21 protein-coding genes are annotated in these 26,564 nt (G+C 71.7%); 19 read left to right on the top strand and 2 right to left on the bottom strand.

Translation table 11 applies throughout. From position 1 onward, the window contains the following. Positions 1-16 precede the first annotated feature (16 nt). The 3 genes from ACLQ2T_RS19325 to pheT all read left to right on the top strand — a co-directional run bounded on the left by ACLQ2T_RS19325 (position 17) and on the right by pheT (position 4,707). Positions 17-814 carry a TrmH family RNA methyltransferase gene (locus ACLQ2T_RS19325; RefSeq protein ID WP_425767752.1) on the top strand — a complete coding sequence of 266 codons (798 nt, stop codon included), beginning with the start codon at positions 17-19 and terminating at the stop codon, positions 812-814. A 210-nt stretch (positions 815-1,024) separates the two neighbouring features. Further along, on the top strand, positions 1,025-2,092 hold the full coding sequence (gene pheS / locus ACLQ2T_RS19320; RefSeq protein WP_327026715.1) for a phenylalanine--tRNA ligase subunit alpha: 1,068 nt from the start codon (positions 1,025-1,027) through the stop codon (positions 2,090-2,092). Between the two features lie 38 nt (positions 2,093-2,130). Next, complete coding sequence (pheT, locus tag ACLQ2T_RS19315; protein ID WP_425767751.1) at positions 2,131-4,707, top strand: phenylalanine--tRNA ligase subunit beta; 2,577 nt, start codon at positions 2,131-2,133, stop codon at positions 4,705-4,707. Between the two features lie 52 nt (positions 4,708-4,759). Here pheT and ACLQ2T_RS19310 read toward each other — a convergent pair whose 3' ends face one another. Beyond that, positions 4,760-5,644: a Crp/Fnr family transcriptional regulator gene (locus tag ACLQ2T_RS19310; RefSeq protein WP_425767750.1), complete on the bottom strand. Its 885-nt coding sequence runs from the start codon at positions 5,642-5,644 to the stop codon at positions 4,760-4,762. A 75-nt stretch (positions 5,645-5,719) separates the two neighbouring features. Between ACLQ2T_RS19310 and ACLQ2T_RS19305 the strand changes: the two genes are divergently transcribed. The 13 genes from ACLQ2T_RS19305 to argH all read left to right on the top strand — a co-directional run bounded on the left by ACLQ2T_RS19305 (position 5,720) and on the right by argH (position 20,310). After that, a complete protein-coding gene (locus tag ACLQ2T_RS19305; RefSeq protein WP_425767749.1) occupies positions 5,720-6,598 on the top strand; it encodes a hypothetical protein in 879 nt (292 codons plus the stop codon). Continuing rightward, positions 6,595-8,820 carry a hypothetical protein gene (locus ACLQ2T_RS19300; RefSeq protein ID WP_425767748.1) on the top strand — a complete coding sequence of 742 codons (2,226 nt, stop codon included), beginning with the start codon at positions 6,595-6,597 and terminating at the stop codon, positions 8,818-8,820. The genes ACLQ2T_RS19305 and ACLQ2T_RS19300 overlap by 4 nt, the downstream gene beginning before the upstream one ends. Further along, entirely contained in the window at positions 8,820-9,641 is an 822-nt protein-coding gene (locus tag ACLQ2T_RS19295) for a hypothetical protein (protein ID WP_425767747.1), read from the top strand. Before ACLQ2T_RS19300 ends, ACLQ2T_RS19295 begins: the two co-directional genes overlap by 1 nt. Before the next feature lie 181 nt (positions 9,642-9,822). Next, positions 9,823-11,025 (top strand): nucleotide sugar dehydrogenase, encoded by a 1,203-nt coding sequence (locus ACLQ2T_RS19290; RefSeq protein ID WP_425767746.1) that lies wholly within the window; start codon positions 9,823-9,825, stop codon positions 11,023-11,025. After that, entirely contained in the window at positions 11,022-11,801 is a 780-nt protein-coding gene (locus ACLQ2T_RS19285; protein WP_425767745.1) for a glycosyltransferase family 2 protein, read from the top strand. The genes ACLQ2T_RS19290 and ACLQ2T_RS19285 overlap by 4 nt, the downstream gene beginning before the upstream one ends. Positions 11,802-11,809: 8 nt before the next feature. Beyond that, positions 11,810-12,835: an NAD-dependent epimerase/dehydratase family protein gene (locus ACLQ2T_RS19280; protein WP_425767744.1), complete on the top strand. Its 1,026-nt coding sequence runs from the start codon at positions 11,810-11,812 to the stop codon at positions 12,833-12,835. Between the two features lie 146 nt (positions 12,836-12,981). Next, positions 12,982-13,983 (top strand): N-acetyl-gamma-glutamyl-phosphate reductase, encoded by a 1,002-nt coding sequence (gene argC / locus ACLQ2T_RS19275; RefSeq protein ID WP_425767743.1) that lies wholly within the window; start codon positions 12,982-12,984, stop codon positions 13,981-13,983. Further along, positions 13,980-15,152 (top strand): bifunctional glutamate N-acetyltransferase/amino-acid acetyltransferase ArgJ, encoded by a 1,173-nt coding sequence (gene argJ / locus ACLQ2T_RS19270; RefSeq protein WP_425767742.1) that lies wholly within the window; start codon positions 13,980-13,982, stop codon positions 15,150-15,152. Before argC ends, argJ begins: the two co-directional genes overlap by 4 nt. Next, positions 15,149-16,084 carry an acetylglutamate kinase gene (gene argB / locus ACLQ2T_RS19265; protein WP_425767741.1) on the top strand — a complete coding sequence of 312 codons (936 nt, stop codon included), beginning with the start codon at positions 15,149-15,151 and terminating at the stop codon, positions 16,082-16,084. The genes argJ and argB overlap by 4 nt, the downstream gene beginning before the upstream one ends. Further along, positions 16,081-17,361, top strand: coding sequence for an acetylornithine transaminase (locus tag ACLQ2T_RS19260; protein ID WP_425767740.1), 1,281 nt, complete (start codon positions 16,081-16,083; stop codon positions 17,359-17,361). The genes argB and ACLQ2T_RS19260 overlap by 4 nt, the downstream gene beginning before the upstream one ends. Next, on the top strand, positions 17,358-18,278 hold the full coding sequence (gene argF, locus ACLQ2T_RS19255) for an ornithine carbamoyltransferase (RefSeq protein WP_425767739.1): 921 nt from the start codon (positions 17,358-17,360) through the stop codon (positions 18,276-18,278). The genes ACLQ2T_RS19260 and argF overlap by 4 nt, the downstream gene beginning before the upstream one ends. Before the next feature lie 6 nt (positions 18,279-18,284). Beyond that, positions 18,285-18,800, top strand: coding sequence for an arginine repressor (locus ACLQ2T_RS19250; RefSeq protein WP_425767738.1), 516 nt, complete (start codon positions 18,285-18,287; stop codon positions 18,798-18,800). A gap of 46 nt (positions 18,801-18,846) precedes the next feature. After that, positions 18,847-20,310 carry an argininosuccinate lyase gene (gene argH, locus ACLQ2T_RS19245; RefSeq protein WP_425767845.1) on the top strand — a complete coding sequence of 488 codons (1,464 nt, stop codon included), beginning with the start codon at positions 18,847-18,849 and terminating at the stop codon, positions 20,308-20,310. A gap of 182 nt (positions 20,311-20,492) precedes the next feature. Here the strand turns inward: argH and ACLQ2T_RS19240 are convergent, their stop codons facing one another. Next, positions 20,493-21,206 carry an alpha/beta fold hydrolase gene (locus ACLQ2T_RS19240; RefSeq protein WP_425767737.1) on the bottom strand — a complete coding sequence of 238 codons (714 nt, stop codon included), beginning with the start codon at positions 21,204-21,206 and terminating at the stop codon, positions 20,493-20,495. Between the two features lie 502 nt (positions 21,207-21,708). Here ACLQ2T_RS19240 and ACLQ2T_RS19235 point away from each other — a divergent pair. The 3 genes from ACLQ2T_RS19235 to ACLQ2T_RS19225 are packed head-to-tail and all read left to right on the top strand — an operon-like array spanning position 21,709 to position 26,517. Continuing rightward, positions 21,709-22,674 (top strand): endonuclease domain-containing protein, encoded by a 966-nt coding sequence (locus ACLQ2T_RS19235; protein WP_425767736.1) that lies wholly within the window; start codon positions 21,709-21,711, stop codon positions 22,672-22,674. 1 nt (position 22,675) lies between these two features. Next, complete coding sequence (locus ACLQ2T_RS19230; RefSeq protein WP_425767735.1) at positions 22,676-23,353, top strand: hypothetical protein; 678 nt, start codon at positions 22,676-22,678, stop codon at positions 23,351-23,353. After that, entirely contained in the window at positions 23,350-26,517 is a 3,168-nt protein-coding gene (locus tag ACLQ2T_RS19225) for an ATP-binding protein (protein ID WP_425767734.1), read from the top strand. The genes ACLQ2T_RS19230 and ACLQ2T_RS19225 overlap by 4 nt, the downstream gene beginning before the upstream one ends. Positions 26,518-26,564: the final 47 nt, after the last annotated feature.

Raw genomic sequence — 26,564 nt, 5'->3', positions numbered from 1 at the left:
GTGGTGAGAGGACACCATGCCCTTCACGCCGCGTACCCCCAGGGTGGTCGCCGCCCGCCGGTTGCACCGTCGCCGGGAACGCGAGGCCGCCGGCCGTTTCCTGGCCGAGGGACCCCAGGCGGTCCGCGAGGCCCTGGCCCGCCCCCGGACGGTGGTCGAGGTGTTCGGCACCCCCGCCGCCCTCGACCGGTACGCCGACCTGGCGGCAGCCGCCGCCGATGCCGACGTACCCGTCTCCGAGGTGACCGACGAGGCCCTCGCGGCGCTGGCCGAGACCGTGGCCCCGCAGGGCCTGGTCGCCGTCTGCCAGCACCTGGACGTGCCCCTGGAGACCGCCCTGTCCCGCGAGCCTCGGTTGGTCGCGGTGCTCGCCGGCATCCGGGACCCGGGTAACGCCGGGACGGTGTTGCGTACCGCAGACGCGGCCGGTGCCGCCGCGGTGATCTTCGCCGGGGAGGCCGTCGACCCGTACAACGGCAAGTGTGTCCGGTCCTCGGCGGGCAGTCTGTTCCATGTCGACGTGGTGCGCGAACGCGACCCGGTGGCGGTGCTCACCGCCGCCCGGGCGGCCGGTCTCACCGTGCTGGCCGCCACCGGCTACGGCGAGACGGATCTCGATGAGTTGGCCGACGCGGGCCGGCTGGCCGTACCCACCGCCTGGTTGTTCGGTTCCGAGGCGCACGGGCTGCCCGAGGAGCTGATCACCGCCGCCGACGCCCGGGTCCGGGTGCCGCTGCACGGGCGGGCCGAGAGCCTGAACCTGGCTGCGGCCGCGGCGGTCTGCCTGTACGCTTCGGCGAGAGCCCAGCGCTGACATGAGATCACGCGCAGAGCACGAGGAGAGCGGCCCTGATGGTGGACGCACCACGGCGTACGTTTAGCCAGCCCGCCGGTGTCGGCGGGCGGCGGGCCTGATCTGCTCTCCGCACCACTCCCACCGGCGGGCTGCGGCGCAGCCGCGCGTCCGTAGACTCGCTTCGCCGCCCGTGAGGGCCGGCACCGCCGTGAGGAGTGCCCGTACGCCATGACCTACCGCAACGATCCGTACGACCCGAAGCAGGTCGCCCTGCTCGACCCGGCCGCCCTGGCCGAGGCCGTGACCGAGGCCGAGAAGGCGTTCGCCGCCGCCGGTGACCCCGACGCCCTGGCCGCCGTACGCCCGGCGCACCTCGGCGACCGGTCCCCGGTCTCGCTGGCCCGCCGGGAGATCGGCGCCCTGCCGCCGGCCGCCAAGGCCGACGCCGGCAAGCGGGTCAACGAGGCCCGTCGCAGCATCGAGCAGGCCTACGCCGCCCGATCCGAGGTGCTCGACCGCGAGCAGGCGCAGCGGGTCCTGGTCGCCGAACGTGTCGATGTGACCCTGCCCTACGACCGGCGCCCGCGCGGCTCCCGGCACCCGGTCAGTGTGCTGATGGAACAGATCAGCGACCTGTTCATCGGGATGGGCTACGAGGTGGCCGAGGGGCCCGAGGTCGAGCTGGAGTGGACCAACTTCGACGCCCTCAACATCCCGGTCGACCACCCGGCCCGGGGCCTGATGGACACCTTCCACATCGCACCCGAGCAGTCCGGGCTGGTGCTGCGTACCCACACCTCGCCGGTGCAGGCGCGCACCATGCTCACCCGTAAGCCGCCGATCTACGTGGTGGTACCCGGTCGGGTCTACCGCACCGACGAGTTGGACGCCACCCACTCCCCGGTCTTCCACCAGGTCGAGGGCCTGGTGGTGGACAAGGGCATCACCATGGCCCACCTGCGCGGCACCCTGGACCACTTCGCCCGGGCCATGTTCGGCGAGGGCGCCAAGACCCGGTTCCGGCCGCACTACTTCCCGTTCACCGAGCCGTCGGCGGAGTTCGACGTGTGGTTCCCGGAGCACCGCAAGGGCCCCCAGTGGGTCGAGTGGGGCGGCTGCGGCATGGTCAACCCCCGGGTGCTGCGGGCCTGCGGCATCGACCCGGAGGTCTACTCCGGGTTCGCCTTCGGCATGGGCATCGACCGCACCGTGATGTTCCGACACGGGGTGGGGGACATGCGGGACATGGTCGAGGGCGACGTCCGGTTCACCCGGGCGTTCGGCCACGGGGCGTAGTGCGGGCGCGCGAGTTACGGAGACGGTGGTAACGAGTCATGCGAGTTTCTGTCAGTTGGTTGCGGGAGTACGTAGACCTGCCGGACCTGTCCGCCGCCGAACTGGAGCGGGCCCTGGTCGACCTCGGTATCGAGGTGGAGTCCATCGTGGACCTGTCCACCACGGTCACCGGGCAGTTGGTGGTCGGCCAGGTCCTCGACATCGAGGAGTTGACCGGCTTCAAGAAGCCGATCCGGTTCTGCCGGGTCGACGTGGGTGCCGCCAACGGCACCGGTGAACCGCAGGAGATCGTCTGCGGGGCACGTAACTTCGCCCCCGGTGACCGGGTGGTGGTGATCCTGCCCGGCGGGGTGCTGCCGGGCGGCTTCGCCATCGGCGCCCGCAAGACCTACGGGCGCAACTCCCACGGCATGATCTGCTCCGCCAAGGAACTGGGCCTGGGCGACGACCACTCCGGCATCCTGGTGCTGCCCGAACACCTCGTCGCCGCCCCCGGCGACGACGCCCGCCCGGTGGTCGGGCTGGACGACATCGTCGTCGAGGTGGAGGTCACTCCGGACCGGGGCTACCAGATGTCCCTGCGCGGGCTGGCCCGCGAACTGGCCCACGCCCTGGGTCTGGACTACTCCGACCGGGGTCGCACGCCCGCGACCCCGGGCACCCCCACGCCCGCCTACCCGGTCGAGGTACGCGACCCGGTGGGCTGCGACCGGTTCGCGGCCCGGATGGTGCGCGGGGTCGACCCGAGCGCGCAGACCCCGGAGTGGATGCAGCTGCGACTCACCGTCGCCGGCATCCGCACCATCTCGCTGCCGGTGGACATCACCAACTACGTGATGCTGGAACTCGGGCAGCCGATGCACGCCTTCGACGCCGACCGGCTGGCCGGGCCCCTGGTGGTGCGCCGGGCGGTGGCGGGGGAGAAGCTGACCACCCTGGACGGGGTGACCCGGGCGCTGGCCCCGGAAGACATGGTCATCTGCGACGCCGGCCTGCCCAACCCGCTCGGCGGCGACGGCGACGGGGTGCCGATCTCGCTGGCCGCCGTGATGGGTGGCGAGACCAGCGAGGTGCTGCCCAGCACGGTCAACGTGCTGTTCGAGGCCGCGCACTGGGATCCGGCGATGGTGGGGCGTACCGCGCGTCGACACAAGCTGTTCAGCGAGGCGGCGAAGCGGTGGGAGCGGGGGGTCGACCCGGCCCTGCCGCTGGTCGCCCTGGACCGGGCGGTCGCCCTGCTCACCGCGTACGCCGGCGGCACCGCCGGGGACGAGGTGCTGGACATCAACCATGTCGCACCCCGTACCCCGGTGACGCTGCCGGTGGACCTGCCCAGCCGGCGGGTCGGTGTGGCGTACCCACCGGCGCGGGTGGTCGCCCTGCTGGAGCAGATCGGCTGCACGGTGGCCCGGGGCGCCGACCGGCTGACCGAGGACCCCGGCGAGGTGGGGGTCGCCGCCGGTGACACCGACCTGCTCAGTGTCACCCCGCCGACCTGGCGGCCCGACCTGACCGACCCGGCCGACCTGGTCGAGGAGGTGGTCCGCCTCGACGGGTACGACAAGGTGCCGTCCCTGCTGCCCACCGCCCCGCCCGGCCGGGGGCTGACCTGGCAGCAGCGCCGCAACCGGTCGGTGTCCCGGGCGCTGGCCGAACGCGGCTACGTCGAGGTGCTGGCGCACCCCTTCGTTGCCACCGACCTGGCCGACCAGTTCGCCCTGCCCGCCGAGGACCCCCGCCGCCAGGCGGTACGGGTGGCCAATCCGCTCTCCGACGAGGAGCCGCTGCTGCGTACCACGCTGCTCGGCCCGCTGCTCGGCATCGTCCGGCGCAACCTCGGCCGTGGCCTGCGGGACCTGGCCCTCTACGAGATCGGGGTGGTCTTCCAGCCCCGTCCGGGCGCCGGCAGCCCGCCGACCATGGGGGTGGACCGGCGACCCACGGACGCCGAGTTCGCCGCCGCCGACGCGGTCGTGCCGCATCAGCCCCGGCATGTCGCCGTCGTGCTGACCGGCGACATCGAGCCGGCCGGCTGGTGGGGGGCCGGGCGACCGGCCTCCTGGGCGGACGCCGTGGAGGCGGGCCGGGAGGTCCTCGCGGCCGCCGGCATCCCGGCCGACCGGATCGAGGTACGGGCCACCGAGTACGCCCCCTGGCACCCCGGCCGCTGCGCGCAGCTGCTGGTCGACGGGGTGGTCGTCGGTCACGCCGGTGAGCTGCACCCGGCGGTGCTGGCCAACCTGGAGCTGCCCCGGCGGACCAGTGCCATGGAGCTGGACCTGGACGCCCTGCCGGCGGCCCCGGTGCTGCCCGCGCCCGGAGTCTCCGGCTTCCCGCCGGCCCTGATCGACGTGGCCCTGGTGGTCGAGGACACCGTGCCCGCCCAACAGGTCCAGCAGGCCCTCACCGAGGGAGCCGGTGAGCTGCTGGAGTCGGTGCGCCTGTTCGACGTGTACGCCTCGGAGCAGCTGGGGGCCGGCCGCAAGTCGCTGGCCTACAAGCTCACCTTCCGGGCCCCCGACCGCACCCTGACCGTCGAGGAGGCCGTGGCCGCCCGCGACGCCGCGGTGGCCCGCGCCACCGAACGCGTCGGCGCCACCCTCCGTGGCGCCTGACCGGTAAGGAAGGGCCCCTTCTTAACGCCTCGTGCATAGGAAGGGGCCCTGGTTAACACTCCTCGGCCGGCAACTGCCCGAGCTGCTGAAGGCGGGGCAGGTCCCGGACGGTCATCCGGCGGTAGTCGGTGTCGACCAGCCCTTCGGTGCGTAGCTCCCGCAGGATCTTCTGGACCGAGGTCTCCGAGGCGCCACAGATGGACGCCAGCTCCGGTTGGGTGAGTCGCACGTCGATGACGACCCCCTCGGGGGTCTGGCGGCCGTGGGTACGGCACAACTCGGCGATCACCCGGGCCACTCTGATCTTGACCGGGTAGGAGGAGAAGTCGATCCGTCGGCGGTTCGACCAGCGCAACCGGTCGGAGACCATGGCGGCGAGTTCGAGGGCGGCGTCCGGATTGGCCCGGAGGAAGGCGCGGAACCGCTCCGAGGTGATCACGCTGTAGCGGGCCGTGCCGCAGGTGGTGACGGTGGCCGAGCGTGGCCGACCGTTGAGGGCCGACATCTCGCCGACCAGGTCACCGCCGACCCGCAGGGACAGCAGGGCGGTGCGGCCGTCGGGCAGGGCGGCGGTGACCTTGGTCAGACCCTCCTCGATCAGCACCAGGTGCGACTGCTGCTGTCCTTCGTGGATCAGGATCTGACCGGCCGGTACCTGACGACGTACCCCCAGTTCCAGCAGGGCGGCCCGGACGGATGGGCCCAGCCGTTGCAGGAAGGTGCCGTGGGGCCACTGCGAGTTCGGGTCCGCTTCGCGGCGCATCCAGGCTCCTACTCTGCTCAGCAGACGACGGCGCTCGCAGCGTAGCCGGACGGTGGCACTACGCCATACCCGGCGGGACACCGTCATTCCGAGCAGGTAGGCCAGCAGCAGGCCGAAAGTCAGGTGCGGAGCCAGATCCAATTCCAGCAGTACGTCGATCGGGATGTTCCACATAAGACGAGTGCATCGTGGACGGCGCGACGGAATGCCCGCACCGTACGGGATGACCACTGACGGACATTTCTGCGGATGCCGTACTTCTACGGGGTCTGCGCGGGCCGGCACCGGTTGTATGTCGCTGATACCCGCCCCTCGCGGGCCGGGTGGGAGGGGGACGACATGCAACATCCGCAGCGGCGGCTGTTGATCTGTGTGGACATGGAGCGCTACAGCCAGCGCGGCAACCTTCAGCAGTACGACGCCCAACTGGACTTCCATCGGCTGCTGCGGGAGGCGGCCGACGAGGTGGGCATGGATCGGGCCGGTTGGACGACCCAGCAGTCCGGGGACGGTGAACTGGCCGTCCTGCCGACCGAACTGCCCGAGGCGCGGGTGATCGGCCGGTTCCTGCCGGAACTGAATCGCCGACTGCGGCGGTACAACGCCGACCGACTTCCGGTGGCCCGCATCCGGCTGCGGGTGGCGGTGCACCAGGGCATGGTGCACCTGGACGGGGCCAACGGGTTTCCGGGCCAGGCGGTCGTCACGGTCAGCCGGCTCTGCGACGCCGCCCCGGTGCGTCGGGCGCTGGCCGCCTTCCCCGACGCCGGGATCGCCCTGGTGGTCTCCCCCGACATCTACCGGGATGTGGTGACCCAGTACCCGGAGGAGCTTCGACCGGGCCGGTTCCGGCGGATCGAGGTGGTGCACGCGGAGAAGGGGTTCCACGAGCCGGGTTGGCTCTGCGTCCTCGACGAGGACGTCACCTCCTGGCGGGACGAGCCACCGTCCCCGGAGACGAACCAGCCGGAGCCGGAGGCGGCAGCCCGGCAGGATCCCCCGTCGCCGACCGGCGGGATCCGTACCGGGAACATCCGGGTCGACGGCCAGAATGCCGTGGGACCGGGCGCGATCGCGATCGGCTCTGTCGGTCGTGACGTCGTCCTGCCCCCGGAGGCGGGCCGATGACCGACGAGCCGGTGACCGGTTCCGGCACGGGCCCCAGCGACCCGACCAACCAGGAGACCGAGACCGACCGGAAGACCGAGCCGGAGCAGGAGAAGGAGAGCGACCGGGAGAAGGAGAGCGACCGGGTCGAGGAGGAGGACGACCGGGAGGATTCGCTCGACTCCGGTGAGGTGCTGCGTCGGCTGGCCGGTCTGTTCGGTGCCGCCGAGATCGATGCCGGCGACATGTACGTGCGGGGGCAGAACGCGACCGGCCACGGGGCCCTGGCCATCGGTACGGTCAATGTCAGCGCGGCGACCGAGTCGGTGGACGGGCGCCGGGTCTGGTCCGAGACCCTCAGCGAGACGACCGTGCAGGACCTGGTGCGGGGGTACGCGCCGGCCGGCAGTGACCAGCAACTCGACCACCACCTCAAGCAGCGTCACCTGGTGTGCCTGTCCGGGCCGCCGGGCAGCGGAAAACTCACCTCCGCGCTGGTCGCCTCGGTGAGGCGGCACGGGATCGACGGGGTGAACATTCTCGGGGTGGAGCAGCTCACCGACGTGTTCCGGACGAAGCTGGGTCGGCGTGCGGGCAGCGGCTACGTGCTGCGACTGTCCGAGGAGGCCGTCAGCGAGCTGGACGGCTACACCCTGATGGGGCTGGCCGAGCGGGCCGCGACCGCGGGCATGACCCTGCTGCTGGTGGGCGACTTCTCCCGGCGGGTACAGGATCTCGCCGGGCATGTCGTGGAGCATCGACCGGCACCTGCGGCCGAGGTGTTCCGGGCCCGCCTGCGGCGGGACCTGGCCGGGCGGTGCGTCGGCTTCTGCGCCGAGGACTGTGCCGGCGAGTGTGTGGACCAGTACGTCGACGAGGAATGCAGTCGGCATCCCCTGCTCTCGGCCTACCTGGCCGGTGGCCCACGGCCCCGCGAGGTGCTTCCCCTGGTTACGGCCCTGGCGCAGACGGTGCCACGCGGCAGGTCCCTGACCGACCGGCTGGCCCAACTGCTACCCCGGCAGCTTCGGGAGCGGGCCGCCCAGATCCTCGACGTGTCGGCCGACGCCGGCGCCTCGGTGGGCTGGTCCGCCGAGCAGGTACGGGCCTTCCGGCTGTCCTGTGTGGTATTCGCCGGGCTGTCCACGGTGGAGATCCGGCTGGCGGCCGACCGGCTGGTGCCGGGCCCGCACGGGGCGCAGACCGCGGTACGGCTGCGCGGCATCACCCTGGACGAGGTGCTCGGGCCGACCCTGCGGGCCGCCATGGTGATACCGAACGAGGACTGGGCGACCGGCGGCATCCGGATGCAGTTCGCCCCCGGTACCGAGCAACTGCGTACCGCTGTGCTGGACATGGCCTGGACCGACTGGTGGCTGCCCCGGGTACTGCTGGACTGGCTGGCGGAACTGGTGCGGGCCGACGAGCCGGAGGTACGGCAGGCGGCAGCCGCCGCCATCGGCTGGTCGGCCGGTCGGGAGGTGCAGACCGCCCTGGAGGTGGTGCGGAACCTGGCGGGGGAGCGGCGGGCGGGGGTGCGGCAGGCGGCCGCGATCATCCTGGTCGCGATCGCGATGCAACCCCGGCTACGGCAGCGGGTCGGTGTCGAGTTGGACCGCTGGGCCGCCGGCCCGGCGGCCCACCTGCGCGACACGGTCGCCCGCGCCCATGAGCTGGGGCTGGCCCGGCTCTGGCCGGACGCGGCCCTGGGGCAGCTTCGACTGGTCGCCGCCAACCGGATGCAACGCCGGCACAACTCCGTGGTACGCGGCCTGGTCGAGGTCTACCAGGGCGGACACGGGGCCGCCCTGGTGAAGGCCCTGGCCCAGTGGGCCGTCTCGACCGACCCGGCCGACCGGGAGGTACGGCTGCACGCCGCCCGGGCCTTGCGGATCCTGGCCGAACGGTGGGCCAGACCACCCCGGGAACACTGGCCGGAACTGCTGGATCTGGCCCGGACCGGGATCATCTCCGTCGACGACCTGGCGACCCTGTGGGCGACGGCGCTGAGCCTGCCGGAGACGGCGTACCGGTCCTGGCGGACCCTCGGCTTCTGGCTGGGCCGGGCGGACGGCCAGCCCGAGGTGACCGCCCACCTGCTGGCGTTGCTGCGGCTGGTGCTGGCCGGCCGGCCTCCGCTGGCCCGTCGGCTGCACCACCAGCTACGGCATGTCTGGCGCTCGGTGCTGCCCGGGTGCGCCCTGCTCGACGACGTCGAAACCCTGATTGCTGAGGATGCCTGATGACCACTGGACCCGCCGGGACGCCCCAGGTGCGACACGGTGTGCCGACGCAGCGACGCCGCTGGTGGCACGCGATCTTTCCGCCGACCGCCGTACCCGCGCCACCACCACCGCCTGCGGTGGCGCCGGCCCGGGTCACCTTTCGGCAGGAGGTACCCCAGCCTCTCCTGGTGCCGGCCAAGGGTGACGCCTTCGACTTCAACCTGCATGTGGTCTACCTGTGGACCGCGACCGGCATGACCTTCGACGCTCTGCGGCTGCGGGCCGAGGCGCTGCTGCCCTGGGCCTGCGGGATCGTCCGGGAGCGTGCCGTGGACCTGGCCCGGGAGCACGAGCCGCACCGGGCCCACGCCCTGGAACGGGCCCTCAACGACCTGCTGGGTCAGCAGCGGTGGCCGCAGGAGGGGCACCTGCCGCAGTTCTCGGTGCGGATCCGGGTCAGCCCGGACGAGCGGGTGCGGGAACGGCTGCGTCCGTACTGGGAGCAGCGGATCGCCTTGGAGTGCGAACACGAACTTGAGAAGATCCGCACCTGGCAGGCCGACGATCTGACCCGCCGGTGGGCGGCGGTGTTGCAGAACCTTCAGGACGACCCGGTGACCGCGTACGCCGCGCGGCTGACCGGTCAGCAGTTCGCCGAGGTCTTCCACCACTACATCGCCGAACGCCGGGACATCGTTCCCGGGTTGGTGGAGCTGCTCCGGGAGGCGGTCAAGGGCCACGGCGACCTCGGTCTGGGGCCCTCGGAGTACACCCAGGCCTGGGATGTCGCGCTGCGAACCTACGAGCGGCAGCAGGGGTTGGCGCGACCGACCAGGTGAGGTCGAGGGCGGTCCGATCCGCCGCCGGTACGGTGCTGAAGTCGCCGGTCGGGGGCGGATCGGCCGAATGGTCAGGACGCTTGGATTATTTGGTTACCCACGAGTCACCTCCGAGGGGTTAGCCTGCTGTGATCCCGATGACCCTTGGGATCACACCCGCCACCCCCACGGGAGCCCCCTCATGCCCGATGAGCCCTCTGCCTCGGTCGACGTCTGCATAGTCGGTGGTTGCGGCCGGGTGGGCCTGCCACTGGGCATCGCCTTCGCCGCCCGCGGGCTCTCCGTCGTGTTGTACGACATCAACGCCGAGGCCGTCGCCACGGTCAACTCGGCGACCCTGCCCTTCGCCGAGGCCGGGGCGGCCGAGCCCCTGGCCGAGGCGGTGGCCGCCGGCCGGCTGCGGGCCACCACCGACCCGGCCGCCGTCGGCACCTCCGAGCATCTGGTGGTGGTGGTCGGCACCCCGGTCGACGAGCACCTGAACCCGGATCTGGGGGCCGTGCCGCGGGCGTTGGAACGCTGTGCGGAGCATCTGCGCGACGGGCAGTTGGTGGTGCTGCGCAGCACGGTCTACCCCGGGGTGACCGCGTTGACGGAGAAGTTGCTGGTCGGCCGGGGAGTGCAGGCGGATGTCGCCTTCTGCCCGGAGCGCATCGCCGAGGGGCACGCGATGACCGAGCTGTTCACCCTGCCGCAGATCGTGGCCGCGCGTACCCCGCAGTCGCTGGCTCGGGCGGAGAAGCTGTTCCGGCATCTGACCAACCGGATCGTCACGCTGACGCCGGAGGAGGCGGAGCTGGCGAAGCTGTTCACCAACACCTGGCGGTACATCAAGTTCGCCACCGCCAACCAGTTCTGGATGATGGCCAACGACTTCGGGCTGGACTTCGCCCGGATCCGGCACGCCGTGGCGTACGAGTATCCCCGCGCCGCCGACCTGCCGATGCCCGGGTTCGCGGCCGGGCCGTGCCTGTTCAAGGACACCATGCAGTTGGCCGCCTTCAACCGGAACAACTTCGTGCTCGGCCACTCGGCGATGCTGATCAACGAGGGTCTGCCGTTGTACCTGGTCTCCCGGCTGGAGGACCGGTTCGACCTGGCCGACTCGGTCGTGGGCATCCTCGGCATGGCCTTCAAGGGTGGCAGCGACGATCCCCGGGAGAGCCTGGCGTACAAGCTGCGCAAGATCCTGGCGTTGAAGACCCGGGAGACCATCTGCACCGACCCGTACGTCGTCGACGAGCGTCTCCTCGGCCTGGACGAGGTGTTGCGCCGAGCCGATCTGCTGGTCATCGCGGCCCCGCACGAGCAGTACGCCCGCCTGGACACCGACAAACCGGTGATCGACATGTGGGGCCTGACCGGGCAGGGGGTGCGGGTGTGATCCCCCGGGTCTCGGTGATCGTGCCGGTCTACAACGAGGGCGCGGCGATCGTGCGCTGCCTGGAGCGGATGCTGCGGGAGATGCTGCTGCCGGCCGAGGTGCTCATCGTGCACGACATGCCGGAGGACACCACCGTCCCGTACGTCGAGCAGGCCGCCCGGACCGACCCCCGGGTGCGGGCGGTGCTCAACACCTACGGGCGGGGCCCGGCCAACGCCATCCGGTTCGGCATCGATGTGGCGCGGGCCCCGGTCGTGGTGGTGACCATGGCCGACGGCTGTGACGATCCCCGGCAGATCGACGAGCTGGCCCGACTGGTGGACCGGGGGGTGGTGGTGGCCGCGGCCTCCCGGTACATGCCGGGCGGTCAGCAGGTGGGCGGGCCCCGGCTGAAGCGGATGATGTCCCGCTGGGCGGGGCGCAGCCTCTACACCCTGGCGCGGGTGGGCACCCGGGACGCCACCAACAGCTTCAAGGCGTACGACACCGCCTTCGTCCGGCAGGTGGGCATCGAGTCGCGGACCGGTTTCGAGATCGGGCTGGAGCTGACCGCCAAGGCGACCCGGTTGCGCCTGCCGGTGGCCGAGATCCCGACCATCTGGCTGGACCGGCCCCTCGGCGAGTCCCACTTCGACCTGGGCCGGTTCCTCCCCGGGTACCTGCGCTGGTATCTGTTCGCCTACGGTCGACGGCTGAACCGGGAGAAGTTGGCCGCCCGGACCCGACCGGCGGCGGTGCAGACCGTCGAGTCCACCGAGTACGAGAAGACCGCATAGGAGCGCACGTGGCTAAGGTCCTGGTAACTGGTTCGGCCGGCTTCATCGGCGGCTATCTGGTCGCGGAGCTGTTGGACCGGGGCCACGAGGTCGTCGGGGTGGACAACTTCTCCAAGTACGGCCCGGTCAGCCACAGCTACGACACCCATCCCCGGTTCCGGTTCGTCGAGGGCGACGCCCGCGACACCGACCTGTTGACCGAGCTGCTCGACGGCTGCGACCACCTGGTGGCCGGGGCGGCGATGATCGGTGGGATCTCCTACTTCCACGCGTACGCCTATGACCTGCTCGCCACCAACGAGCGGATCATGGCCGCGACCTGCGACGCGGCGCTGCGGGCCCACCGCGACGGCACCCTGACCAAGGTCACCTACCTCTCCTCCTCGATGGTGTACGAGTCGACCGAGCACTGGCCCAGTCGGGAGGGGGACGAGCGGCGCATCCCGCCGCCGCTGTCGTCGTACGGGTTTCAGAAGTTGGCGGTGGAGTACTACGCCCGTGCCGCCTGGGAGCAGTACCGGTTGCCGTACACGATCGTGCGGCCCTTCAACTGCGTAGGCGTGGGGGAGGGGCGGGCGCTGGGGCAGGCCGAGGTGCTCTCCGGCAACGTGAAGTTGGCCATGTCGCACGTGGTGCCCGACCTGGTGCAGAAGATCGTCAAGGGGCAGGATCCGCTGCACATCCTGGGCGAGGGCGACCAGGTGCGGCACTACACCTACGGCGGCGACCTGGCCAGGGGCATCGCGTCGGCGATCGAGCATCCGGCGGCCCACAACGAGGACTTCAACCTCTCCACCGCCCGGTCGACCACCGTGCTGGAGTTGGCCGAGCTGATCTGGCACAAGATCAAGGGCCCGGAGGTGCCGTTCCGGTACGTCAGCGACGAACCCTTCCGCTACGACGTCCGCAAACGGGTGCCGGACACCACCAAGGCCGCCGAGGTGCTGGGCTTCACCGCGACCACCTCCCTCGACGAGATGCTCGACGAGGTCATCCCCTGGGTCAGCCAGGCGGTGGCCGAGGGCCGGCTGTAGGCGGTAAGGAAGGGCCCCCGGTTAACGCCTGCGGCATAGCAGGGGACCCTTCTTAACAATAAAGCATTCTCATGCGGCCCACTGCATGAACTTGCAGTGGGCCGCATGCGCTGCTAGCCTCCCTGCATAGTCATACGGAGGTAGGCATGGGAATTCGGGTCGCGGTCGCCGGTGCGAGCGGCTACGCGGGTGGTGAGTTACTCCGCCTGCTCGCCGGGCATCCCGAGTTCGACCTGGTCGCCGCCACCGCACACAGCCAGGCGGGGCAGCGCGTCGACAGCGTGCACCCGCAGCTCGTCGGGCTGGACCACACCTTCGCCGAGACCGTACCGGAGACGCTCGCCGAGGCCGACCTGGTCTTCCTGGCACTGCCGCACGGCCAGTCCGCCGCCCTCGCCGCGCAGTTGCCCGCCGAGGTCCGGGTGGTGGACCTGGGGGCGGACCACCGCCTCACCGACGGCGAGGCCTGGGCCCGCTACTACGGCGGCCCGCACGCCGGTGCCTGGACCTACGGCCTGCCGGAGCTGCCCGGGCAGGCCGAGCGGATCGCCGCCGCCACCCGGGTCGCCAACACCGGCTGCTACGCCGCCACGATCACCCTGGCGCTGGCGCCGCTGATCGCCGCCGGTGTCGCCGAGCCCGCCGACGTGGTGGTCGTCGCGGCCTCCGGCACCTCCGGGGCCGGTCGGGCCGCCAAGACCCACCTGCTGGCCAGCGAGGTGATGGGCGACCTGTCGCCCTACAAGGTCGGCGCCCACCAGCACGTACCGGAGATCAAGCAGGCCACCGGAGCGACCGGCCTGTCCTTCACCCCGGTGCTGGCCCCGATGCCGCGCGGCATCCTGGCCACCGTGACCGCCCGGCCGGTCGGCTCGGCGGACCCCCGGGCGGTGCTGGCCCAGGCGTACGCGGAAAGCCCCTTCGTGCACCTGCTGCCCGAGGGCCGCTGGCCGCACACCGCAGCGACCCTGGGCAGCAACTCCTGCCACCTGCAAGCCACCGTCGACCTCGACTCCGGTCGGTTGATCGTGGTAGCCGCCCTGGACAACCTCGGCAAGGGCGCCGCGGGTCAGGCGGTGCAGAACGCCAACCTGATGTTCGGCCTGCCCGAGACCACGGGCCTGTCCCCGCTGGGGGTAACGCCATGACCGTCACCACACCTGTGGGGTTCCGGGCGGCCGGGGTAGCCGCCGGCCTCAAGAGCAGCGGCGCAGCGGATATCGCCGTGGTCGTCAACGACGGCCCGGACACCGGGGTCGCCGCTGTCTTCACCAGCAACCGGGTCAAGGCCGCCCCGGTGGCATGGAGCGAGCAGGTGCTGCACGGCGGGCTGGTCCGGGCGGTGGTGCTCAACTCGGGCGGGGCCAACGCCTGCACCGGTCCGGCCGGGTTCCAGGACACCCACGCCACCGCCGAGCACGCCGCCGCCGCGCTGACCGCACTGCATCCCGACCAGCCGTTCGGGGCGGGTGAGGTGGCGATCTGCTCGACCGGTCTGATCGGCGAGCGGCTGCCGATGGACAAGCTCCTGCCGGGGGTGGGGGCCGCGATCGGGGCCCTGAGCGCCGACGGCGGGCAGGCCGCCGCCGAGGCGATCATGACCACGGACACCCGACCGAAGACCACGGTGATCTCCGGTACCGGCTGGACCGTCGGCGGCATGGCCAAGGGCGCCGGCATGTTGGCCCCGGCGATGGCCACCATGCTCTGCGTGCTGACCACCGACGCGGTCGCCGACCCGCAGACCCTGGACGCCGCCTTGCGCGCCGCCACCCGGGTCACCTTCGACCGGATCGACTCCGACGGCTGCATGTCCACCAACGACACCGTCCTGCTGCTGGCCAGCGGCGCCTCCGGGGTCACGCCGAGCGCTGCGGAGTTGACCACGGCGGTCACCGCGGCCTGCCACGACCTGGCCCAGCAGTTGATCGCCGACGCCGAGGGCGCCACCAAGCAGATCGCCATCGAGGTGGTCGGCGCGGCCGACGAGGACGACGCGGTCGAGGTGGGCCGGTCGGTGGCCCGCAACAACCTGGTGAAGACCGCCCTGTTCGGCAACGACCCGAACTGGGGTCGGATCCTGGCCGCCGTGGGCACCACCGCCGCCGAGTTCGAGCCGGACGCGGTCGACGTGGCCGTCAACGGCATCTGGGTGTGCAAGGGCGGGGCCGCCGCCGAGGACCGGTCGAAGGTCGACCTGACCGGCCGGGACGTCACCATCCGCATCGACCTGCACGCCGGTGCCACCGAGGCGACGGTGTGGACCAACGACCTGTCCCACGCCTACGTGCACGAGAACTCGGCCTACTCGACATGACCCTGAACTCGGACCTGACCCGCGCCCAGGCCAAGGCGGCCACCCTGATCGAGGCGCTGCCCTGGCTGGAGCGGTTCTCCGGCGCGACAGTGGTCGTCAAGTACGGCGGCAACGCCATGATCGACCCGGAGTTGCAGCGGGCCTTCGCCGCCGACATGGTCTTCCTGCGCTACGCCGGTCTCAAGCCGGTCGTGGTGCACGGCGGCGGCCCGCAGATCTCGGCGATGCTCGCGCGGCTGGGCATCGACAGCGAGTTCCGGGGCGGCCTGCGGGTGACCACCCCGGAGGCGATGGACGTGGTCCGGATGGTGCTGGTCGGCCAGGTCGGGCGGGAACTGGTCGGGCTGATCAACTCCCACGGTCCGCTGGCCGTCGGGCTCTCCGGTGAGGACGCCGGGTTGTTCACCGCGGTACGCCGCCCCGCCTACGTCGACGGGCAACCGGTCGACGTCGGGCAGGTCGGCGATGTCGAGTCGGTGAACATCTCCGCAGTGGATGACCTGATCGCGGCCGGCCGGATTCCGGTGATCTCCACCGTGGCGCCGGACGTCGACGGGGTGCTGCACAACCTCAACGCCGACACCGCCGCCGCCGCCCTCGCGATCGCGCTGCGGGCCCGCAAGCTGGTCATGCTCACCGACGTACCCGGGCTCTACGCCGACTGGCCGGACACCTCCAGCCTGATCAGCGAGATCACCACCGAGGAGCTGGCGAAGCTGCTGCCGTCGCTGGAGTCCGGCATGGTGCCCAAGATGGAAGCCTGCCTGCGCGCGGTCTCCGAGGGAGTGCCGGCCGCGCACGTGGTCGACGGCCGGGTCGCCCACTCCACCCTGCTGGAGGTCTTCACCTCGGAAGGCTTCGGAACCATGGTCGTGAACGCCCGCAGCGAGCTCGCGACACCCTCGACCAAGGAAGGCTCGGTGCCGTCATGACCGCCCTCGCCGACCGGTGGCGCCAGTCCATGATGGACAACTATGGCACCCCACCCCTGGCCCTCGTGTCCGGCTCCGGCGCCGTCGTGGTCGACGACACCGGCCGGGAGTACGTCGACCTGCTCGGCGGCATCGCCGTGAACTCCCTGGGACACGCCCACCCGGCCGTGGTGGCCGCCGTGTCCAAGCAGGTCGCCACCCTCGGGCACGTGTCGAACCTGTTCATCTCCGAGCCGCCGGTGGCCCTGGCCGAGTTGCTGCTGGCCCTGGCCGGTCGGCCCGGTCGGGTCTTCTTCGCCAACTCCGGGGCGGAGGCCAACGAGGCGGCGTTCAAGCTGTCCCGGCGCACCGGGCGCACCCATGTGGTGGCCACCGTGGGCGGCTTCCACGGCCGCACCATGGGCGCCCTGGCCCTGACCGGCCAGCCCGCCAAGGCCGACCCCTTCCGCCCGCTGCCCGGCGAGGTCACCCACGTCCCGTACGGCGATGTGGCCGCCCTGGAGCAGGCGGTCACCGACGCGACCGCCATGGTGATCCTGGAACCCATCCAGGGCGAGAACGGGGTGGTCGTGCCGCCGGCCGGCTACCTGACCGCCGCCCGGCGGATCACCACCCGGCACGGCGCCCTGCTGGTGCTCGACGAGGTGCAGACCGGGATCGGGCGTACCGGACACTGGTTCGCCCACCAGGCCGAGGGTGTGGAACCGGACGTGGTGACCCTGGCCAAGGGGCTCGGCGGCGGGCTGCCCATCGGCGCCACCCTGGCCTTCGGCCCGGCCGCCGACCTGCTGGCCCCCGGGTCCCACGGCACCACCTTCGGCGGTAACCCGGTCAGCTGCGCCGCCGCCCTGGCGGTGATCTCCACCATCGCCCACGAAGGGCTGCTCGACCACGTCAAGCGGGTGGGGGAACGGCTACGTCGGGGGATCGAGGCCCTCGGCCACCCCCTGATCGGTGGGGTCCGGGGCGCCGGGCTGCTGCTCGGGGTGATCCTGGCCGCCCCGGTGGCACCCGCCGCCGCCGAGGCACTGCGTACGGCCGGATTCCTGGTCAACCCGGTGCAGCCGGACGTGCTCCGGCTGGCCCCGCCGCTGATCCTCACCGCCGCGCAGGCCGACGCCTTCCTGGCCGCCCTGCCCACCGCCCTGACCACCGCCGCGGCCGTGGCGCCGGGCGCGACTGACCAGCACCCGCGCGGCCCGGTCGCCGTACCACCCTCTTCGGCCGACCACCCCGGCGCCGACGCGGAGCACACCCCGACGGAGGCCCCCGCATGACCCGGCACTTCCTGCGCGACGACGACCTCACACCGGCCGAGCAGTCCGCCGTGCTCGACCTGGCGGCCCGGATGAAGGCCGACCGCTTCGCGCACGCCCCGCTGGCCGGGCCCCGGGCGGTGGCCGTGCTGTTCGACAAGCAGAGCCTGCGTACCCGGATCTCCTTCGACGTCGGCATCGCCGAACTCGGCGGCCACCCCCTCGTGGTGGACACCCAGGTCACGCACTTCGGTCGGGGTGAGGCCCTGAGTGACGCCGGGCGGGTGCTGTCCCGGTACGTGGCCGCGATCGTGCTGCGTACCCACGGCGACGACCGGATCGCCGAGGTGGCCGCCGGTGCCTCCGTGCCGGTGATCAACGCCCTGACGGACGGCTTCCACCCCTGCCAACTGCTGGCCGACCTGCTCACCGTGCGGGAACGGTGCGGCGGCACCGCCGGGCGGACCCTGACCTACCTCGGCGACGCGGCGAACAACATGGCCCACTCCTACCTGCTGGCCGGGGTGACCGCCGGGATGCACGTCCGGGTCGCCGGCCCGGCCGACTTCCAGCCCGCTGGCGAGGTGGTGGCCCGGGCCCAGGAGATCGCCGCCGACACCGGCGGTTCGGTGCGGGTGCTCACCGACCCGGTGGCCGCCGTCCGGGACGCCGACGTGATCGCCACCGACACCTGGACCTCGATGGGGCAGGAGAGCGACGGACTGGACCGGATCACCCCGTTCCTGCCGTACCAGGTCAACAAGACCCTGCTGGCCGAGGCGGCACCGGAGGCGATCGTGCTGCACTGTCTGCCCGCGCACCGGGGCGAGGAGATCACCGACGAGGTGCTCGACGGCCCGCAGAGCGCGGTGTTCGACCAGGCGGAGAATCGCCTGCACGCCCAGAAGGCGCTGCTGACCTTCCTGCTGGCAGGGTAACGCCCTATGACCGCACCGCTGACCCGTGCCGCCCGCCATGCCCGAATCGTCGAACTGATCCGGGACCGGGCGATCCGGTCCCAGACCGAACTCGCCGAACTGCTCGGCGACGAGGGCGTCCAGGTCACCCAGGCCACCCTGTCGCGGGACCTGAAGGAACTCGGCGCCGTCACCGCCCGCGGTGGTGACGGTCGGGCGGTGTACGTGATCCCGGAGGACGGGCACCGCCCGTTGCGCGACGCGGAGGCGGCCCCGGCCCGGCTGGTACGGCTGCTGCGCGAGTTGCTCAACGAGGTCGACTCCAGCGGCAACATCGCCGTGCTGCGGACCCCGCCGGGGGCCGCCCAGTACCTGGCCAGCGCGTTGGACCGGGCTGGCCTGCCGGAGGTCGTCGGCACCATCGCCGGCGACGACACCATCCTCGTCGTGGCCCGTGAGAGCGACGGCGGAGCCGCGCTCGGCGAACGGCTCGCCCGCTGGGCCCGCCGCGACGAGAACGTCGACGGGAGTGGCACACCATGAACCCTCGGTACGCCCGGTTGATTGAGGTGCGATCGTGACCACCAGAATGGGCGGGGTGGACGACAAGACCCTGACCGAGAACAGCGCCGCAGCCAACCGTACGAGCCTGTGGGGTGGCCGGTTCGCCGGCGGCCCCTCGGAGGCCCTAGCCCGGCTGTCGGTGAGCGTCCAGTTCGACTGGCGACTGGCCCCGTACGACATCGCCGGTTCCCGGGCCCACGCCCGGGTGCTGGCCGGTGCCGGCCTGCTCGACCCGGAGGAACTGGGCCGCATCCTCGCCGCCCTGGACGACCTGGAGGCCGCCTGCGCCTCCGGTGCCTTCCGGCCGACGGTCGACGACGAGGACGTGCACACCGCGCTGGAACGCGGTCTGCTGGAGCGGCTCGGCAGCCTCGGCGGCAAGCTGCGCGCCGGGCGGTCCCGCAACGACCAGGTCGCCACCGACCTGCGGCTCTACCTTCGTGACCATGCCCGGGGGGTGGCCGCCCGGCTGGTCGAACTGGCCGAGGCCCTGGTCGAGCAGGCCGAGCGGCACGTCGACACGGCCGCGCCCGGCATGACCCACCTCCAGCACGCCCAGCCGGTGACCTTCGGCCACTGGCTGCTGGCGCACGTCCAGCCGCTGCTGCGGGACCTGGATCGGCTGCGCGACTGGGACCACCGGGCCGCGGTCAGCCCGCTCGGGGCCGGTGCGCTGGCCGGGTCGGGCCTGCCCCTGGACCCGGTGGCGGTCTCCAAGGAGCTGGGCTTCCGTACCTCCTTCGCCAACTCGATGGACGCGGTCGCCGACCGGGACTTCGTCGCCGAGTTCCTCTTCATCACCGCGATGATCGGGGTGCACCTGTCCCGCCTCGGCGAGGAGGTGGTGCTCTGGACCTCGCAGGAGTTCGGCTGGGTGGAACTGGACGACGCCTTCGCCACCGGCTCCTCGATCATGCCGCAGAAGAAGAACGCGGACATCGCCGAGCTGGCCCGGGGCAAGTCCGGCCGACTCGTCGGCGGGCTGGTCGCCGTACTGACCATGCTCAAGGGCCTGCCGATGACCTACGACCGGGACATGCAGGAGGACAAGGAGCCGGCCTTCGACGCCGTCGACACCCTGGAACTGCTGCTGCCGGCCCTCGCCGGGATGATCTCCACCATGACGGTACGCGTCGACCGCCTGGTCGCCGCCGCACCGGTGGGCTTCTCCCTGGCCACGGAGGTGGCCGACTGGCTGGTCCGCAAGGGCGTGCCGTTCCGCGACGCCCACGAGATCACCGGCAAGCTGGTGGCCCTCTGCGCCGCCCGGGAGTGCGCCCTGGACGAGGTCTCCGACGCCGACCTGGCCGCCGTCAGCGAGCACCTCGACCCGTCCGTACGCGACGTCCTCTCGGTCCGCTCGGCCCTGGCCGCCCGGATCACCCCCGGCTCCACCGGCCCCGGCCCGGTCGCCGACCAACTGGCCATCGCCGCGGATCACCTGGCCACCTGGCGCGAGTGGGCCGCCGAAACCGTCGTCCCCCGCTGAGCCTTCAGTTCGGGGGTCGCCTTCCCGGCGTGATGCCTGCGGACATCTCCGATGCCGCCCAGACATCACGCCGGGCCGGTCGGGGCGTCCGGAACAGGGGGAGGGCGGGGGTGTGGCAGTTCAGCTGGCCGACACGCCGAGGGCAGCGCAGCTACGCTGCCACAGCCAGTTACTGATCAAGATCAGCTGGTGCCCCGGACGGCCTCGATGACGCTCTCGGCCACCTCGCCGGGCTGGGACACGGACAAGGCGTGGGAGCCACCGGCGACCTCCCGCTGGCCGCGCGGGTCGGCCCGCTCGGCCATGAACCGGTGCGCGGCGACCGGGATGTTCATGTCGGCGTCGCTGAACACGAACCAACTGGGCAGCGACCGCCAGGCGGGATCCCCGACCAGACCGTCGTTGAGGGCCTGCTCGGTGACCGGGCGCTGGGTCCGGGCCATGAGGGAGGCCAGGTCGGCGGAGACGTCGGCGGCGAACTGCCCGTGATAGGCATCCTGGGCGATGGCCACCTCGTTGCCGCCGGAGGACACCGGATACTGCACCAGATTGCCGGCCAGGGTGCTGCCGGGGAACTGCCCGGACAGCGACAGCGCGCTCTCCCCGGTGTCCGGGGCCAGGGCGTTGACGTACACCAGTGCCCGCACCGTCGGATTGTCGGCCGCCGCCTGCGTGATCACCATTCCGCCGTACGAGTGACCGACGAGCACGACCGGCCCGGCGACCCACCGCATCACGTCCCCCAGGTACGCGGCGTCCCCGGCGAGGCTGCGCAGCGGGTTGGCCACGGCCACCGTGTTGTACCCCGCCCCCAGCCGCTCGATCACACCGTTCCAACTGGCCGACTCGGCGAACGCGCCGTGTACGAAGATGATGGTGGGTTGCTGATCGGCCATGGTTTGCACTCCCTCACTGCGAGACCGTGGCACCTGTCGGGCGGCGCCGGTACGCGCGATTACCCGCCAAGTGCCAGTAAAACCCCGGATATCCGCCGCATGGTCCGTCTTGTCGGCAGTTCGACTATCCGGATCGATCGGATTGCGTCCGCAGGTGGCTGGTTGCCGCCATCGTGCGATTGGTGCCGGTTTGTCGAACACTCGTGGCGGCGGCCCGGAAATTGGTCAATGTCATCCTGGTCGAGGACCTGCCGGTGTCCTTGATCGGCTGGCGGCCGGGGTCGGTCAGCGGTGACGCATCCACGACTGGGTGATTGCACCTACCGGGGGCGCTCGCCAGGATGGGTGCCGACCTCTCGTGTAAGGCGGACTGTTGTCATTCTCCCTGTTGGACCTTCCCACTGATCGGGTGGTGTGGATCAGGACCCTTGCACCGGAGGATGTGGACCGAGCGGTGGCGGCGGCCCCGTCCAACGCTCCGGCGGTCGTTCTGCAGAGGACGGTGGGACCCTCGAGTCAGAGCGCGACGGTCACCGCCAGCCTGGACCAACTGGAAACCGTTGCGGCGCAACTGTTCCCCGCCTGGCTTCCCGGTGCTGAGGGGATCGCGACAACGGCCGGTGGCGGGTTGGCCGCCGTTCGATCGCTGGCGATCGCACATGCCGCCGGTACGGCCCAGTACAGCCCCTTCCTCGTCGATCTGGCCGTGGGGGCCCTGGCCGGGGCGGGGCCCAACACCCGGCGGCATCCCCCCGAGATGCGGGCGGCCGGACTGGCGCGGGTGATCGCCGCCGCCCTCGGACGACCCGGGTGTGCGTTGTTGCTGCGACCCCCCGACGACCTCGACGAGAACGAGGCCCTCGCTCTGGTACGGGCGGCGCAATGGCTTGTCGACCACGGTCGGTTGGCCGTCTGGATCAGTAGCGGCTCACCGGCCCCCGGTGATCTGCTGCCGGAGGCCGGCATCGCTCGACCGGCCGGGACGACCGCGGCCGGGCGACCCGGGCCGAAGGTCCACAGCACCGTTCGCGGTACAGTCCGATGTGGACGGACGACCGATGATCACTACCCGGGGGAGCGGCAGCCCGGGAAGTCACGCCGGGCCGGCCGACACGGCAAGCCCCACCCGGCGAGCCGTACCGAGACGTTGCTCGAGGCCGCCCTGGCCACCCGGCCGTGGGCCGTCGGCCGGGCGTGGAACCACACCCTCAGCCCGGGGCCCCTGGTCAATCCGGTCCGTGTCGACCTGCTGTGGAAGCGGGAACGGTGCGTCGTCGAACTCGACGGGGACGACCACAGATCGGCGGGCAAGTACGCCGATGACCGCCAGCGCGACGTGCTGCTTCAACTCGACGGGTACGCCGTTCTCCGCTTTACCAACGCGCAGGTTCACGACGACATCGAGAACGTTCTAGCACTTCTCCAGCAGTTTCTCGCCACTCGTAGGCGAACCCGGAAAGGACACTGACATGCCGGACGAGCGACTGACGACGGTCGAGACCGCGACGCTCTTCATTCTCCTGGCCGAGGCGGTCGCGGTACCCAACGTCAGCCTGACTCGGCAGCACCGCTGCGAACTCAAGAAGGCGTCGCGGGACAAGCTGGAGAGACTGAAGCTGATCGAGGTCGAACGGGTGTCCGGCCGGCTCGTGCTGACGCTGGGCGAGAAGGGCTGGGCGTACTGCCGATCGCAGCTCGCCGCCGCCGCGTCGCCGCCGCCCGGTTCCGGTGCCATCGGTGGTGCCCTCTACGCCGTGCTCTCGCGTTGGGGTCGTTTCCTCGACGCGCAGCAGCTCAGCCTCGGTGAGTTCGTCACCGCCTCGGACGCCCCCGCCGGGACCGGCGCGCCGGAGGAGGATCGTACGCCCAGCGGGCCGGACGGGCCGGAGGTGGAGGAGCGGCTGCGCGCGGCGTACCAGATGCTCGCACCGCGTGCCGGCGACCTGGTGAGCCTGGCCGACCTGCGCGACCTGGTCGGTGACCTCGGCGCGGAGGATGTCGACGCGGCGCTGCGGCGGCTGCACCGCCGCCGTGGGGTGACCCTGGTGCCGGAAGCCAACCAGAAGACGCTGGACGGACGTACCCGGGCCGCCGCGGTGGTGATCGGCGATCAACCCAAGCACTCGATCGCCATGGGGGCATCGTGACCGAAGCGGCGTTGAAGGCACTCGCCCACCTGCACTTCAACTATGCGCCCACCAGGAACGATGTCTGGCACCACCCACGGTTTCATGTAGACGGCCTGCACTCGGACGTCCTCTCGACCATCGTGGACGGCTTGTCGGCGGCGCGGCGCAGCCGGGACGCCAGCCCGATCGGCATAGCGGTACGGGGTCAACGCGGGGCCGGAAAGACCCACCTGCTCAGCCGGGTCCGTGAGGTGACCCAGCTCGGGGGCGGATACTTCTTCCTGGTCAACCTGCTCGACGCCAACACCTTCTGGCGCAGCGTGGCGGTGTCGGTACTCGACGGCCTCCATCAGGCGGTCGACGAGGACGGCACGACCCAGCTGCACCTGTTCCTGCAACGTCTCACCGACGCGGTCAGCCTCTCGGTGCTGACCAGGATGGCGGTGGCCGGGCGGGCCCCGATGACGGTGGACAGGTTGAACGAGTTCATCGCCGCCCTGGGTGGTCTGAGTCGGCAGATCGGGATCGGCTGTCGGGACACCGCCCGGGCGCTGGCCCTGCTCGCCAGCATGGACCACCGGGCGCAGGATGTCGGGATGTCGTACCTGCTCGCCGGTGACGAGGCGGAGACCGGGGAGCGTGCCGGGTGGGGCATCCGGCCGACTCGGCGACTGCCTCAGGAGATCGTCTCGGACGTGTCCTTCCTGCTTGCGCTGACCGGCCCCTCGGTCATCGCGGTGGACCAGGTCGACGGCCTGATCGCGCAGGTGGCGAACCGCAGTCACGTGCCGAGCGCATCGGCCGGCGGTGCGGCGGACAGTGAGGCCGACCGTTGGCAGCAGGCCGTCCTGCTCGACCAGGTCGCCAGCGGGCTGATGGAGTTGCGCGAGATGACCCGGCGTACGGTGACGGTCCTGTCGTTGCTGCCCGTCTCCTGGGAACTGATCAAGAGCAACGCGGTCGACACGGTCCAGGACCGGTTCCGCGAGACGGCCATCCTCGAAGCGATCCCCGACGCTGTCGTGGGCCGGGCCCTGGTCGAGCGTCGGCTGGCGGGGCACTACGCGGAGGTCGACTTCGTCCCGCCGTACCCGACCTGGCCGGTGCGGCCCGAGGCCTTCGCCGACGCGGTCGACTTCACCCCACGGCAGTTGCTCATCAACATCGAGCGGCACATCCGCTCGTGTGTGCTCAACCGTGAGGTCGTCGAGATGACCTCCCTGGCCGCCACGGCCCAGACGGCGGCGGCGTCCGGGTCGGCCGACGGCCGCGCACTTCGACTACTGGATCAGCGGTACGCGGCACTGCGCGCCCAGGCGCAGGTGGCGGGTCTGCTCGACGCCGCCAACGAGGACAGCCAGGTGCCACCGCTGCTGGCCGCCGCCCTCGACGCCTGGATCCGGGAAGGCCCGGACGCCGACTTCACCCAGGACACCATCCCGGCACGCGGGCCCGTCCTGCACGCCCGGCTGCGGCGGACCCTCGACGAGCAGACCGGCAGCGAGGCGCACTGGGCCTTCCGGGCGATCGCCGAGCAGCACTACAACGCCGAGTTGGCCCGGCTGCGCAACGCCTGCGTGGCCGCCGGGCTGGCCCACGGGGTCACGCGGCGGCGGCTGTTCGTGCTGCGCAACGAGCAGTGGTCGGAAAGCCCCAAGCGACGCCGAGCGGTCGAGGAGTTCGTCGCGGCCGGTGGGCGGACGCTACCGCTGAGCGAGGAGGACCTCCGCAGCCTGGTGGCGCTGCGGGCACTGCTGGCCGAGGAACCGGAGGGCCTGCAGGCCTGGCTGGCGGACCGCCGCCCGGCCTCGCGTACCAGACTGCTGTCGGTCGCCCTGGCCGATGCCGGCCGCGATCCGACCCCCGGATCGACGGCGGCCGGTACGAAGGCAGCCCCGACCGGTCCGGCGGCGCCGGTTCGGTCGGCGGGGTCGGTCGTACCGGCCGGGGGGTTCCTACGGTTGGGGGTCGAGGTCGACCGGGGCGTACCGGTCGATCTGGAGTTGGCCGCGCTACGCAAGCACGTGGCGATCTTCGCCGGGTCGGGCTCCGGCAAGACCGTGCTGATCCGGCGACTGGTCGAGGAGTGTGCCCTGCGTGGGGTCTCCGCGATCGTCCTGGACCCCAACAACGATTTGGCTCGTCTCGGCGAGGCCTGGCCGCAGGCACCCTCGGCGTGGAGCGACGCCGACGCACGGGCCGCGGCCGACTATCTCGACTCGACCGATGTCGTGGTGTGGACCCCGGGGCGAGCGGGCGGACGACCCCTGACCTTCCAACCTCTGCCGGACTTCGGTGGGGTGCGTGACGACCCTGACGAGTTCACCCAGGCGGTCGACAGCGCGGTCGACGCGCTGGCCCCCCGGGCGCAGGTGGCCGCCAACACCGCGAAGGCGACGCGGGGTCAGGCGGTGCTGCGGCAGGCGTTGCGGTATTACGGCCGTTGCGAGGGCCCGGCCAGCCTGGTCGGCCTGATCAGCCTGCTACGCGACCTCCCCGACGGGGTCAGTGAACTGACCGGGGCACCGGGAATCGCCGCGGACCTGGCGGAGAACCTGGAGGCCGCCCGGATCAACGACCCCCTGTTAGGGGGTACGGGGGAGGCGGCCGATCCAGGCATGTTGCTCACCCCGGCACCCGGCAAGCGTGCCCGCGTCTCCATCATCAGCTTCGTCGGGCTGTCCGGTGACGAGAAGCGGCAGAGCTTCGTCAACCAGCTCCAGATGGCCCTCTTCTCCTGGATCAAGCGCAATCCGGCCGGTGACCGACCGCTGGGCGCGCTGCTGGTGATGGACGAGGCGCAGACGTTGGCGCCGTCCGGCCCGGTCACCACCTGCACCCGCAGCACCCTGATGCTGGCCTCCCAGGCCCGCAAGTACGGCCTGGGTCTGGTCTTCGCCACCCAGGCGCCCAAGGGCCTGCACAACCAGATCCCGGGCAACGCGGCGACCCAGTTCTTCGGGCTGCTCAACGCGCCTGTACACATCGAGGCGGCCCGCGAGATGGCGCGGTTCAAGGGCGGTGACGTGCCGGACATCTCGCGGCTGAGCAGCGGGCAGTTCTACGTGGCGGTCGAGGGGCAGCCGTTCCGCAAGGCCCGCACCCCGCTCTGCCTCACCCACCACCCCGCCAGCCCGCTACCCGCCGAGGAGGTCATAGCCCGCGCCCGCTGCGCACCCTGACCGTGAGGGCTCACTTTCAAGGCGACCGATGCGCGACGTATCGTGGG

The sequence above is a fragment of the Micromonospora sp. DT229 genome, assembly GCF_049844505.1.
GTDB lineage: Bacteria > Actinomycetota > Actinomycetes > Mycobacteriales > Micromonosporaceae > Micromonospora.
The sequence above is the reverse complement of the archived record's forward strand: the minus strand, read 5'-3'. Positions and strand labels throughout refer to the sequence as shown.